The 13,199-nt window shown below is 30.5% G+C and carries 16 protein-coding genes and 1 pseudogene; 9 read left to right on the top strand and 8 right to left on the bottom strand.

From position 1 onward, the window contains the following. The 4 genes and pseudogenes from K5782_RS09705 to rqcH form a co-directional block, all read right to left on the bottom strand. Positions 1 to 1,044: pseudogene (locus tag K5782_RS09705) on the bottom strand (hypothetical protein); the annotation flags it as partial. Positions 1,045 to 1,522: 478 nt separating this feature from the next. After that, positions 1,523 to 2,107, bottom strand: a complete 585-nt coding sequence (locus K5782_RS09700; RefSeq protein ID WP_297466095.1) for a TIGR00296 family protein — start codon at positions 2,105 to 2,107, stop codon at positions 1,523 to 1,525. A 19-nt stretch (positions 2,108 to 2,126) separates the two neighbouring features. Then, a complete protein-coding gene (locus K5782_RS09695; protein WP_297466094.1) occupies positions 2,127 to 2,588 on the bottom strand; it encodes a Mut7-C RNAse domain-containing protein in 462 nt (153 codons plus the stop codon). Continuing rightward, a complete protein-coding gene (gene rqcH / locus K5782_RS09690) occupies positions 2,578 to 4,494 on the bottom strand; it encodes a ribosome rescue protein RqcH (protein ID WP_297466093.1) in 1,917 nt (638 codons plus the stop codon). The genes K5782_RS09695 and rqcH overlap by 11 nt, the downstream gene beginning before the upstream one ends. Before the next feature lie 104 nt (positions 4,495 to 4,598). Here rqcH and K5782_RS09685 point away from each other — a divergent pair, with 104 nt between their 5' ends. Genes K5782_RS09685 through cobM form a run of 4 tightly spaced genes read left to right on the top strand, consistent with a single transcriptional unit; the run spans position 4,599 to position 7,195 of the window. Then, positions 4,599 to 5,072, top strand: a complete 474-nt coding sequence (locus K5782_RS09685) for a hypothetical protein (protein ID WP_297466092.1) — start codon at positions 4,599 to 4,601, stop codon at positions 5,070 to 5,072. Between the two features lie 19 nt (positions 5,073 to 5,091). Beyond that, positions 5,092 to 5,679 carry a precorrin-6Y C5,15-methyltransferase (decarboxylating) subunit CbiT gene (gene cbiT / locus K5782_RS09680; RefSeq protein ID WP_297466091.1) on the top strand — a complete coding sequence of 196 codons (588 nt, stop codon included), beginning with the start codon at positions 5,092 to 5,094 and terminating at the stop codon, positions 5,677 to 5,679. Positions 5,680 to 5,715: 36 nt separating this feature from the next. Then, positions 5,716 to 6,438, top strand: a complete 723-nt coding sequence (gene cobI / locus K5782_RS09675; RefSeq protein ID WP_297466090.1) for a precorrin-2 C(20)-methyltransferase — start codon at positions 5,716 to 5,718, stop codon at positions 6,436 to 6,438. Then, a complete protein-coding gene (cobM, locus tag K5782_RS09670; protein ID WP_297466089.1) occupies positions 6,431 to 7,195 on the top strand; it encodes a precorrin-4 C(11)-methyltransferase in 765 nt (254 codons plus the stop codon). The genes cobI and cobM overlap by 8 nt, the downstream gene beginning before the upstream one ends. Here the strand turns inward: cobM and K5782_RS09665 are convergent. Beyond that, positions 7,188 to 7,949 (bottom strand): glutamate racemase, encoded by a 762-nt coding sequence (locus K5782_RS09665; RefSeq protein WP_297466088.1) that lies wholly within the window; start codon positions 7,947 to 7,949, stop codon positions 7,188 to 7,190. The genes cobM and K5782_RS09665 overlap by 8 nt on opposite strands. Before the next feature lie 104 nt (positions 7,950 to 8,053). Here K5782_RS09665 and K5782_RS09660 point away from each other — a divergent pair, with 104 nt between their 5' ends. After that, complete coding sequence (locus K5782_RS09660) at positions 8,054 to 8,701, top strand: Snf7 family protein (RefSeq protein WP_048110206.1); 648 nt, start codon at positions 8,054 to 8,056, stop codon at positions 8,699 to 8,701. An 84-nt stretch (positions 8,702 to 8,785) separates the two neighbouring features. Here K5782_RS09660 and K5782_RS09655 read toward each other — a convergent pair whose 3' ends face one another. Beyond that, positions 8,786 to 9,577 (bottom strand): hypothetical protein, encoded by a 792-nt coding sequence (locus tag K5782_RS09655; protein WP_297466087.1) that lies wholly within the window; start codon positions 9,575 to 9,577, stop codon positions 8,786 to 8,788. A gap of 82 nt (positions 9,578 to 9,659) precedes the next feature. Here K5782_RS09655 and K5782_RS09650 point away from each other — a divergent pair, with 82 nt between their 5' ends. Beyond that, positions 9,660 to 9,851 (top strand): hypothetical protein, encoded by a 192-nt coding sequence (locus K5782_RS09650; RefSeq protein ID WP_297466086.1) that lies wholly within the window; start codon positions 9,660 to 9,662, stop codon positions 9,849 to 9,851. Positions 9,852 to 9,926: 75 nt separating this feature from the next. Then, entirely contained in the window at positions 9,927 to 10,625 is a 699-nt protein-coding gene (locus K5782_RS09645; protein ID WP_297466085.1) for a hypothetical protein, read from the top strand. A 37-nt stretch (positions 10,626 to 10,662) separates the two neighbouring features. Here K5782_RS09645 and nth read toward each other — a convergent pair whose 3' ends face one another. Then, positions 10,663 to 11,316: an endonuclease III gene (gene nth, locus K5782_RS09640; protein ID WP_297466083.1), complete on the bottom strand. Its 654-nt coding sequence runs from the start codon at positions 11,314 to 11,316 to the stop codon at positions 10,663 to 10,665. Positions 11,317 to 11,364: 48 nt separating this feature from the next. Here nth and K5782_RS09635 point away from each other — a divergent pair, with 48 nt between their 5' ends. Continuing rightward, positions 11,365 to 12,519 (top strand): aconitase X catalytic domain-containing protein, encoded by a 1,155-nt coding sequence (locus K5782_RS09635; RefSeq protein ID WP_297466082.1) that lies wholly within the window; start codon positions 11,365 to 11,367, stop codon positions 12,517 to 12,519. Then, positions 12,516 to 12,905 carry a DUF126 domain-containing protein gene (locus tag K5782_RS09630; protein ID WP_297466081.1) on the top strand — a complete coding sequence of 130 codons (390 nt, stop codon included), beginning with the start codon at positions 12,516 to 12,518 and terminating at the stop codon, positions 12,903 to 12,905. The genes K5782_RS09635 and K5782_RS09630 overlap by 4 nt, the downstream gene beginning before the upstream one ends. A gap of 26 nt (positions 12,906 to 12,931) precedes the next feature. Here K5782_RS09630 and K5782_RS09625 read toward each other — a convergent pair. Further along, on the bottom strand, positions 12,932 to 13,199 hold a 268-nt coding region (locus K5782_RS09625; protein ID WP_297466080.1), incomplete at its 5' end, for a hypothetical protein.

Raw genomic sequence — 13,199 nt, 5'->3', positions numbered from 1 at the left:
AGATGAAGTGTCTGCTGAGGCAGTTGTATTAGTGTAATTTGTAACATTAGATGAGGTTGTAGCCTCAGCAACATTGTCTTCAGCTGGTGTAGAAGAAGATGAAGTGTCTGCTGAGGCAGTTGTATTAGTGTAATTTGTAACATTAGATGAGGTTGTAGCCTCAGCAACATTGTCTTCAGCTGGTGTAGAAGAAGATGAAGTGTCTGCTGAGGCAGTTGTATTATCAGAAATCTCGGCATAAGCCATTGGCCAATAAGATGATGAAATTGTATATGGAGTAATTACAAGTGTTGATAAGATAAGTAATGCAAAAACAAAAGATAATGGTTGACGAAGTTTTCTAATTTTAAATTCAAAATCTTCAAAATATAAAAATAAAAATACAACAAAAGGAACAAAAAGAATTAAAACAAATTGAGATTCAGTTTCAGAAACTGTTAAGTTAAAAAGATTTTCAAAATTAAAAGAAAAATTATTTTCATATTCAACAGATAGAGGATTATTTAACGTAGAAAATTCATCAAGTAGGTTATTTTGATCAGAGAATTCTAAAAATGACTCAAAATTGAATATATTAAAAAGATTTTCTAAATTAAATGATTGCAATTGTATATCAAATGGTTGTGAATTAAAGTCATCATCTAAAAATAATTCCAACATTGAATTCTTTTTTCTATCCTTTAGTTTGTCAATTTGAGAAATTCTATCAATGTTTGTTTGTGGTTGTACTACAAATGGTTTCAAATAAATTTGATTTTCTACTAAAGATGATTTAATATCCAAGCTTTCAGAAAAAAATACAAATTTTGTAAAAGAATCTTGTTCATCAATAACATTTGCAGATTCAATTGATTTATCATCAGCTGGTTTGTTAGATTCAAGACCAATGTTTTCATCCAAAGAAACTGAAATGATTTTAGATTGTGTTGATGAAGATTCTGAATTATCTGGAACGGTGATGTCAATATGATGATCAGCAAATCCAAATGGAATGCTTGAAGTGATCAAAAATGCAATTATGAAGAGAGATAAAATTGACTTCAATTAAAAAAATCCCCCAACACAAAAAGTTGCAAAAATATCTTGGTGTAGAAATTGATTTGCAAAAATTTGGTGTAGACTGTTGTCTAGGGGATTGAAAAAATCAATAGTACTATCTATAGGATAGTCTAATGTATCCACCTCATCTTCTTCTACACCAAACAAAATTACTTTGGGAAAAACAATAAAGAGGCTGGAAGTGTGATACTAGAAACGATTCCAGTATGGAAATTGGGTTAATTTCTAGTTCCTTTTTGGATCATGTATTTTATCCAAGTTTTATCAGAAATAAAACAAAAAATAATTCATATAAAATTTAAGATCTTAATTTTTTAAAATAATTTACAAGAGAATTATTTGAGTAAATTTCATGTGTTTAATTTTCAGGATCATCATAATTTAAAAAATTATTATTTGGAATAATGTTAGTTGTATTTTAAAACATAATTAAATAATTGAAATATTTTTTATTATTGTATAATTAATTATGATATTCTTTGAAAATAATTCCTTCAAATGATTCAATGATAGTTGTTGGATCTTTCCATGAATCTTTTGATAGTCCAGCTTTTTCGCAAGTGTGTTCAAGAAATTCTTTTTCATTCCAATTGTAATCAACTGGAACTTGTGGTAAAAGTAATCCAGAATGATATCCATTCTTGACAATTAAACCATCTCTTCCTACTTTGATCTTTGATAAATATTCATCAGGGTTATTTACAATAATTTTTTTTGGTGAAGTTAATACAGTTACTTCAAATATTATTGAATTTAGATCTTTATCTTTAACAGGAGGAAATCTTGGATCTTTTGTTGCAGCAGAAATTGCTGCATCATATAATGCATCATACAATAATTTATTTGGTAAGGGATAACCTATGCAACCACGTAATCCTTGTTTATTATTTAATGTTACAAATACTCCAGATTTAAATGAAAAATTATTTTTAAATTCATTTTCAAGTTTTAGTTTTGTATTATTTTTAATATATTCAGTAACAATTTTTCTTGCCGTACTTACAAGAAGTTTACCATCTTCTTTTGATAAATTATTATAATCTTTCATTGATCTTACCTACAAATACTTACAAATTTTTAATATGTGTACCTTCCCAATAGATCTTCTCACAACTTTTACATCTCCAATAGTTTTCATTTAAATTAAAAACTCCTAGCGGTATCTTTTCTTTGTAATTATTTTTATCAATTGGTTCTGTTAGTGAATTACATTTTGTACATCGTGCTACATTTCCATTTATTTTAAAATTTTTCAAGTGTACTTTATTAGTTATTTCAAAAAATTGCTCAATCTGCTTTTGTTTAGTGATATGAATTATTTGTAGATTATATTTTTGTGCTTGTAAAATTAGTTCATTATCTTTTGAAATGATTATTCTTTTTTCTTTAATTGCTGTATCAATTAATTTTGTATCATCAATATCTGGAAAATATGTAGTGTCATAGCCTAATAGTCTTAGTTTTCTAGCAATATTTCCTAACATTGCATCTACAAAAAACAAAGGAGTGTTTTCTGTGTTAAGCAGCATCCCCTAATCCTATTTCTGTAATCTGACTTGCTCCTGCTGGAAGTACGCGAACAAAATCATCAATGTTTATTTTCTTTGTAATCTCTTCTTCTAATTTTAAAAACTCTAATCTAATTTTTTTTGCAGCGTCTACCATTTCCAATCCATGTGGCTCAATTATCACATAACAAATAGAATTTTTTTTAATTGTGTCAGGCGGTCCACTAGTCAAAACATAATCATCTCCTTGTGGAATTATTCCAACAGCTAATTTGAGAGTAGATATCTTTACAAAATTTCGTTGTCCTTCTATTGTAAAAGATCCTTTTGGTAGAAATTGTCCACTGGGTGCTGATTTTTTTACTTGTTCTGGATTTACCCAAAATGCACTAACACCATACATACCTTCTCTCCATGCTCTGCTAAAACAAACAGTTGCATGAGCAACTTCGTTTAAACTAGCTGTAGGTGGATTGTCAGCATTCTTTAGAATAAAAAAAGGTGAACCAAAAATATCACCATGAAATATTTTATCGTTTTTTTCTAAATGTTTTCTTACTACAGCAGAGTTTGAAGGCGCATCTCTACCACCTATGGCAAGAATCCCATCAGATGTAAAGAACCATCGGTATCTTTCATACCAATTTTTCTTTCTAATCTCTGTAAACGAAACTGAATCTTTTTCAGTTTCAGCTTTATTTTGTATCTTTGATAATTTCTTTTGTGTATTGATTTTAATCTGTTCAATTGATTTTATTGCAGCAGATTTACGTTTTGCTTCATTAAATAATATGGATGCAATTGATTGCAATGATGACTGTGTATTTATCTTTATTTTTTCATCATCAATTAAGATAAGCGTTATACCTTTTTCTTTAATCAATTTTGCATTGTGAGCTGATAAAATTTCCTGAGCTCGTATATCTTCAATTGATGTAATACCTTTTGAAATCATTTCAAAAAGCGAATTAGCAGTATTAGTTATATGACTTGATTTTTCTTTTACTGTATCAATTGCTTTTTCTTGTTCAGAAAGCTGAGTTTCGAGTTCTTTTATTTTTTTATCAGAACCACCAGCTTGAATTGATTTACCAACCTCTACAATATTTTCTGTAAAAACAGTATCTAATCCTTCAATAAAGCTGTTAACAACAGTACATTTGTTATCCAAGTTTCCTAATCTAACAGGAATGATTTCAGTTTTTTCATCTCTAATAATTACTGGTTCATGTTTACCAGTAACAACATTTGTAACAATATTTTTTGTTGTATCATATAGTTTTTTTATTTGTTCAGCGGTTAAATTAGTTCCAATGCATTTTGAATCAACATTAGACATTTCAAATATTCCTTCAACATATTTTTTTGGTAATCCTAATGTACGTCCAAGCCATTTTGCAGCAGCTAAATCAGATGTCTTTAATTCTTCAAAGTCATTCTCTGTTACTTTAATTACATCTAAACCATTTAGAGGTGGTGGGGTATATACCAAACCAACACCAAGCTTTCTATGTCTTACATCAATAGAATGTTGTAATGCAAGTATTTTCATTTCATTGTTACATAGTAAGATATTTCCTTCGCCAAAAAATTCTGCTACGATTACATATTCCTTATCAAATCCTGCAAATGTAAAATAGGCAATTCGTTCTGATGCTATTTGTTCTATTTTTTTTATTTTTAATCGTAAAAGATCACTTCGTAATCGTTTTAGCAATCTATTTGGTTCCATCTGATCAATTTTAACAGTGGTTAGCCAAACACCAGATGTAGATAACATCATAAAAAGATCTGGTTTTTCAGTATGATGAAGTTTGAACAATATACTATCTTTTGTTACACCATAGATGTTACTGACATAGTAGTCCTGTGTTGCGTCTGAGATTTGATTTACTAAATACCGAAGTTCTATTCCTGCAAGAGTCACAATAATCTATTCAATATCTGAAATTATACTCTTACTCTCTTTTATGCTCGTTTTATGACCAAAGATTTTAAACAAGGCTTAATGAAGTCAACCTAGAAATTTACTTGGCAAAATTTAAAAAAAAGAAATCTGCACCAACCCCTGATCCTAAAGACTCTAAAAAAGAGTCAACTAATGAGGAAAATAACAAGATCCCAGAGACAGAATCAAATGATGCTTCAGCATCAGAACCTACCATAAATCAAGAAGAAAAAAGTGAAAAAGACAAGAAATTAAACAGATTATTTTGGTTAAGAGTTGCTTGTGCAGTAATTGCTGGTACTATTGCAACTTTTATCTTTGAAGATATTCAAGGAGAAGAGAGAAGATGGGCATCAATTGCATTTATGATCATCGTGTTTATTGTAACTATATTTATTGCAAAGTCAATGAACATGCAATTACCATCATCTGATAGAAAAAAAATTGTAACACAGGGAATAGGAAGTTATATTTTCTTATACCTATTTGTTTGGATTCTGACATATACTATTGTACATGCTGGCAGTGTTACAACAGGCATTATTCCAATTTCATAAAAAATGCTAGGTTTGGTTTATGTGGAATTATAAAACACCTGGAATTCCAGATGAATTCTTTGAGCGTACAGAAAATGTACCTATTACAAAAGAAGAGGTAAGAGTTGTACAAATTAGTAAGGCAAGACTTTGTCCTGGATATACTGTATATGATATTGGATGTGGGAGTGGCTCTATATCAATTGAAGCAGCTATTCAAATTGAATCAGGAAAAGTAATTGCAATAGATTATGATCCTAGTGCAATTGAATTAACAAAAAGAAATGTTGAAAAGTTTGGATTAACAAATATTTCTGTAATTCTTGGAAATGCAAAAGAAAAGATCATTGAATTAGAACAAGCTGATGCAATATTCATAGGAGGAACTGGTGGAGATACAGAAGATATCGTAAAGATATGTCAAGACAAACTAAAATCTGGTGGAAGAATAGTAATTGGAGTAATATTAATAGAGACATTGTATTCAGTCTTACAAATTATTGAGAAGTTAAAATTTAATTCAATAGATTTGACTCAAATAACTATTTCTAAGAGTAGAAAGACCTCAACAGGTACAATGATGCTTGCTAGAAATCCAGTTACAATAATTTCTGCAACTAAAGTTTAATCTAGATTTTTAATTGGGGATAAAACTAGAATTTTTATGCCTGAATTAATTGGAATAGGAGTAGGTCCTGGAGATCCTGAACTGCTTACGGTAAAGGCAGCTAAAGCAATTCAAAATGCCGACACTATAATGTGTCCTGCATCAGGTGAAGATAGACCAAGCATAGCATTATCTATAGTATCATCATTAATTGATAAATCAAAAAACCAAGAGATAGTAAAATTGATCTTTCCAATGACTAAAGATAAAGATGTGCTTGAAGCAACTTGGAAAAAAAATGCAAAGATCATGGCAGAAAAAGTTTTAACAGGAAAAAATGTTGTTTATCTTACAATTGGAGATCCATATCTATACAGCACTTGGATTTACATGCATAAAGATATTGAATTGAATCATCCAGAAATAAAAATCAGTGTCATTCCTGGAATTGTTTCTATGTTTACATTTGCTGCAAAAGTTGGAATAAGTATTGCAGAGGGTTCAGAAAAAGTTGCAATTATTCCATCATGTTATGATTTAAGTACAGTAAAAGAAATTGCAAAAAATTCTGAAACAATGGTTTTTTTAAAAGATGGAAGATATTTTGACAAAGTGATTGATTTGTTAAAAGAATCTGGTTTTCCAGATAATTCTATTTTTGCAATTGGACAAGATCTAGGAACAGAAAACGAAATTATTAGAAAATTAACATTGGGTGAAGTTAATGATGGAACATTAACTACAAAATATTTTTCGATTTTGGTGGTAAAACGTGTCTAGGGTATATTTTGTTGGATGCGGTCCAGGAGATCCAGAATTAATAACTGTTAAAGCCAAAAAATTAATTCAAAAAGCAGACATTGTAGTTTATTCTGGTTCACTAATTCCTCCTCCAATTCTTAAATTATGTAAAAAAGGCAAATTACATGATGCATCTGGGTTAGTAAGAGAAGAAATTTTTGATCTACTTTACAATAACTCAAAGAACAACAAGCTAGTTGTCAGATTACATGATGGTGATCCATCAATTTATGGAGCAATCAAGGAACAAATAGATAATTTAGAACAAAAAGGAATTGAGTCAATAGTCATTCCAGGCATTACTGCATTTTTAGCATCAGCTGCTGCACTTGGAACGCAATTAACACTTCCAGGAGTAACTCAAACAATTATTGTTACAAGAGCAGAGTCTAGAACAAAAGTTCCAAAACGAGAAAAAATTTCAGAGCTTGCAAAACACAAAGCAACTTTGATTTTTTATCTTAGTGTTCATTTGCTTTCAAATATTGTAAAAGAATCAATTGCAGGCGGATATAAAAAATCAACGCCTGTTGCTGTAATTTATAGAGCAAGTTGGGATGATCAAAAAATTATCAAAGGAACACTTGAGGATATTGTAAAAAAAGTAAGAGATGAAAAAATAACAAGAACAGCAATTGTAATTATTAGCGATGTAATTGATCCTAAAACCTACGAGTATTCAAAATTATATGATAAAAAGTTTAGTCACGGATATAGAAAGGCTAAAGTCAAGTAGACAAAAAATTAACTTTATTCCTTATCCCAAGTTTAATTAAATTATTTTGGAATTGTTTTACATTTCCAGATGTAAAAATCTTAATTGTATTTTTCTTGGAGTTATTGTTTTTAATATTTACAAGTACTTTATGTGCTACTATATCGGAAGGATCAACAAACGTTACTTTTGGAAATTCCAACTCTAACAATGGTTTTAAAAAAGATAAGTGAGTGCTTGATAAAGTAGCTACATCTATTTTGTTTTTTAAAATGTTATTAAGAGTTTTTTTGATGATTTTTCTACTAATTGATTTATTTGTGATAAATTTATTTGATTCTACAAGATTAACAAGCAATGAAGAATTTATTTTGTAAATTTTACTATCTTTAGGAAAATTAAATTTTTTTATATAAATTGATAAGCTCTTACTTGCAACAACAGTTTTTGTTCCGAATAGTGCAATATTTTTTGTCTTAGAAAGATTCATAGCTTCTCTAAGAGGAGGATATACTTTGATTATTTTTTTATTTTTAGTTTTTACCATTAAACTTGGTGTATTTGATGCCATTACAATTAGATCTGGGAAAAATTTTTCTTCTAAGAGATTCAAAGTTTTTTTAATTATCAATTCTAATTCTTTTTTAGATTTTTTCCCATAAGGAAAATTTTTCTGGTCTGCAAAGTAGATAATCTCTGATTTACAGATTTTTTGTATTGCAGTAATTATTGATAACGAGCCTAATCCAGAATCAAAAACTACAATTCTAACCATAATTTGTTAAATCTTTACCTAGAATTAGTTTGTTAGCTAAATTTACTCTAATGTTTATCTAAATTTACTCTGTCCATTAAGAGCTAACTTCTAAATCACCTGACATGCCAAACTTCGATAAAACTTGGGCTCGACAAGAGACACCAGGTGTAACCGATAAACTCCGTGAGACTATAAAACCTCAAGGTGCATTAAAACCACGAATCCAAACGGCAGTAAACAAACTACAAGTCCAGATATCAAAAATGGACTCGATGCTTGGAAAACTCCGTGAAAGAGACGCGCAACTCTTCCAAAGAGTCGTGACTGCAATGCAGCAACATGATACCAGTACAAGCAGAGTTTTGTCAAACGAATTAGCTGAAATTCGTAAGGTTACAAAGATGCTCGGCAATGCAAGAATGTCATTGGAACAAGTCCAATTAAGACTGACAACTATTCATGATCTAGGCGATGCTATGGTAGCAATCGGCCCAGCGATGTCAACAATGAAGGGATTGAAGTCATCACTAGGAAGATTCATGCCTGAAGCAGACTCAGAATTGAATTCCATGACACAGACACTCAATGGTCTAATGATGGACTCCTTGGCAGGAGACTCATTTAGCATGGAGACTGGCGCTTCAAGTGAGGAAACCGAAAGAATCCTTCAAGAAGCATCTGCAGTAGCAGAGCAACAGATTGGAGACAAATTCCCATCTGTACCAACTTCAACTGGACTATCGTCTCAATCTTCAACTTCTACATATTAGAAGTTTGGAAAGACGATTGTCACTTTTTATTTTATTTTAATCAAATAATTAATTATTTAAAAAAATAAGTAGACATTGAATATGTCAAAATTTGAAAGAATCAAAAATTCTAGTCTTGATTTTTAGTTGTATTAGAATAATTGTAAAAATTGATGCAGTAAATATTAGAATTGGTAGATTCAATTCTGGAAGCGATTTGTCAGGGGAGACAATATCACCCCACTGCGATGGAAGTGGAATATCTGATGAATTTTGTTGTGTTGAATTTTTAGGCCATGAATAATATTTATCCAAACTTGCATCATAAACTGAAAGGTAGAATCCATAGTTATCAGAACGATTTAGTAATTCAATTGGAATTTTAAATTCATAGCTTGGATGTGGAATCTTTGTATATCGATCATTCTCATCTGAAACAGAGCTTATTGCAATAAATTCAGAATTATTTGTAACTTTATATTTTGAATCATCAAGACCTTGTTGAATTTTTCCTTGTTTTTCTCCAAGTAGAACTGAAAAACAATAATCATCTTTATCTGGAACCATATTTTTATTATTTTTTCCATCAAAACAAATTATAGATTTATCCATTTTATAATCTAAGGTATGATCAGTGATTGGATCAACAAACACATAGATAAAATTTTCATGATGAGCAGTTCGTAAATGTATTACTGTTTCATCATTATCATATGAAAACATGTTATCACTTGATGCCTTCCACTCTATTTGGTTTGTCCATTTACCATCAAAGACTACATTTTGTATATTTGAAGAATATGTAATAAGTATTGGATCAGTAGATGCATAGATTTGAAGAATTGGTAAAACTATCAATGACATAATCAAAAAATAAAATAATTTGTTAAACTTCATTGCTGAATTAATTACGAAGAAATATAAAAAATCAAGCTATATTTTTAGGCATGTTTATAGACATGTATGAAATAATGTTTTTGTGAATAAATCTGTCATCATTGGAATTATTGTTGGAATTGTCATAATTGGTATTGGGATCACAGTATCATCAACAAACAATAATGAGCAAATAACAGAAGATGATAAAGAAATAGAACCTATTGAAGTACCTCAAACTGGCAAAAATATCACAATAGAGTTATCTGAATCTATTGGTCTCAAAACACCGTAAATATACCAAATTGGATCATCTAGTGAGCATTTTTTGCCAAGCAACTAATAATATAGTTAAACACATGGTACCTTAATGAATAGATTAAAAACGATCGTGTTGTTTGCAGGCATATTCGGAATAGGCCTGGGAGCAATTAGTCTAAGTGGCGTATCTGCAACCTCAATGATGGTTTCAGCTGCTCCACAAACACAAGCAGGTTTTGACATGTTAGGTCATGTTGAGTACAAAGTGCTAGATGAATCAGGCGCAATCAAACAGTATCTTCAAGGCGATAATATCGTAGTAATTGGAGGTAAAGATTGTGTTGCTCGTCATGTATTTGAAAACTCTACCAGTACTGTATGTCCAGGAGGAAATAATGAATTCCAATTCATTGCTATTGGAAACCGAACTGAAACTGGTTTACCAGTTAATACATTAACTGCACTTGAAACAACTTCTGCAGGTAGTTGTGCAAGTACTACAGTTGATGGCGAAATGGCAAGAAAAAGAGTTGTACCTAGTTTTACACCAGCAGTTACTGGAACTGGAACAATTGTAACCTTAGATACAAGCAGTGCACCATTTAATTTTGGTGCTGGTAATGCAACAGGTCCAATTATGCAATCAGGTATCTTTAATGGACCTAATGCAGCAATAGCTGGAAATGGAGCATGTTCATCCCTAGGAACAGCTAGCATGTTTTCAGTACAAGATCTAAACTCTGATACAGGAATTACTGTGTCAAGTGGAGATAGCTTGTCTGTAAAATGGACAATCACTGTAGGATAAGATTGAATTTTTAAAACCCAATCTTTTTCTTTTATTTTTAAATATTATTCTCTTTATAGTACCTACAATTTTTTTTAATTTTACAAACGCTACACATTGGATTAATAGGTTTGCATATATTTTGTCCATACATTACAAAAGTATCATTAATTTTAATCCAGTATTTTTTTGGAATTTTTTTCATTAATTCTAGTTCTGTTTCCTCAGGAGATTTTGTATTTACTAATCCCAATCTATTAGATATTCTATGTACATGAATATCAACAGGAATTGCAGGTTTGTCAAATGCATATACTAATACGCAGTTTGCTGTTTTTCTTCCTACTCCAGGAAGTTGGATTAATTCATCAAGGTTATCAGGAACTACTCCATTATACTTTGAATCTATAATTTTTGAGACTTCGATGATTCTTTTGGATTTCACATGATAAAATCCGATGGATTTAATTATTTTTTCAATATCTTTTACTTTGGCATTAGCTAGATCCTTTGGAGTTTTGTACTTTGAAAATAGCATCTTTACTGCTTTAGTGGTAGTTTCGTCCTTTGTTCGTGCAGACAATATTGTTCCAATCAAAATACTAAAATTTCCTGTTTCGGCCTCATGTAATTCTCGCAAAGCAGTCATTCTTGGTGGTTTTACAGAATTCATAGTAGATATCATTCCCTGAAGAATTTTTTCCATGTTCATACAATATTCTACGTACAAGTATTATATCTGTAATAATCAATATGTCGTGTGGAATTAACTCGAGAGGAAGAGTCTGCTCTAAAAGGTGAACAAGGTGAAATTATGCAAATGGCATATAGAATTTTAGTAGCTACAGGGGAAGCAGTTGATGCAGAAAAACTAGTACCAATAGAGTGGGCACATCTATCAGGAGTCAACTACAATACAATTGGAGATGCAGGTGAGGAATTTCTCTCAAGCATAAGTAAGAATGCAAGGGTTAAAGTAAAAACAACTTTGAACCCTATGGGATTTGATATTGACAATGTTGAAAATTACAATTTAGATAAAAATTTCATTTCAAAACAATTATCAATTAAAAATTCTTATGAAACAATGGGTGTTACTCCTTCCTTTTCGTGTATTCCATATGAAATTTTTGATATTCCAAAAGAAGGAACTCAAGTAGCGTTTGCAGAAAGTAATGCTGCAATTCATGCAAACTCATATGACAATCTTAAGACAAACAAAGAAAGTGCATTTAGTGCACTTGCTAGTGCAATTACAGGAAAAAGTCCATACTCTTCACTACGAAAAGATGATACTCCTAATATTACTATAAGAATGAAAGTAAAAAATCCAAACGAGTTAACATATGGTATGCTTGGATTTTTTGCGGGAAAAGTTGGAGATACTTCTGTAAATATTTCAGGTCTTGGAGAGATGGATAAAAGACAGTGTAAAGCAATGTGTGGAGGAATGGGAACTTCTGGAACTTGCGCCAAGTTTCTTTTTGGAGATGGAGATGCTAATTGTGAAAAAGTGGATTTTGATGAAAAGGAAATGCAAAATATTCATGATGAGTTAAACACATCTGAAAAAGGCGATTTAATTACATTGGGTAGTCCTCAATTAGGTTTAGAAGAAATATCTGATCTTGTTGGTAAGTTAAAAGGTAGATCCTTTACAAAAAGATGCATGATTTTCTGTCCAAGAACTGTCAAGGAGCAAGCAAGAAAGATAGGATATACAAATGAATTAGAACGTGCAGGATGTGAAATTCTTTCGGATTGTTGTACATGTTTAACTCCACTTATTACCAAAAATGATATAGATGCTGTAACTACAAATAGTATCAAAGGAGCGTTTTATCTAAAAAATTCAAATGGTGTAGATGTAAATCTAAAATCACTGTCACAAATAATTGAAGATGAAACGAATTGAAAATTCTTGTTAAAGGTAAAGCTGAAGGAATCGTAGTAAAATCAAATATGCCAATTAATTTTTTAGGAACAGTAGATAAGAATACAGGAATTATTAGTGATAAAAATCATGAATTATTTAATAAATCAATTAAAAATTCAATTCTAGTGTTTCCATCAGGAGTAGGTAGTAGTGTAGGTGCGTATACAATCTATTCAATTAAATCAAATAATACAGCCCCTATTGCAATGATTTGTCAAAAAGCTGATCTTACAGTTGCAAGTGGGTGTGCATTGTCAAATATTCCACTAGTGATAGTTTCTGATAAAGAGTTTGCATCATTTCAAAATGGCCAAAGAATTTCTTTAGATACAGAATTTGATAATCCAATTTCAATTATTCAATAAAAAATAATTTTTTTATTAATAAATTTCTAGGAATAGTGTTCAATTAGAATATCTTGAATTTCCTTCAATGACTTTCCAGGATTTTCTTCTTTAAGTTGGATTAGTATTTTAGTCAAAGATTTTCCCGGATTTTCTTCTTTTAATTCATCAATAATTTGTTTAAATGACTTCTTTTCTGCTTTTTCTTCTGCTTTCTCTGCCTTCTTTTCTGCTTTTTCTTCTGCTTTCTCTGCCTTCTTTTCTGCTTTTTCTTCTGCTTTCTCTGCCTTCTTTTCTGCTTTTTCTTCTGCTTTC

This window comes from Nitrosarchaeum sp. (assembly GCF_025699065.1).
GTDB lineage: Archaea > Thermoproteota > Nitrososphaeria > Nitrososphaerales > Nitrosopumilaceae > Nitrosarchaeum.
This window is presented reverse-complemented; position numbering and strand designations above follow the sequence as displayed.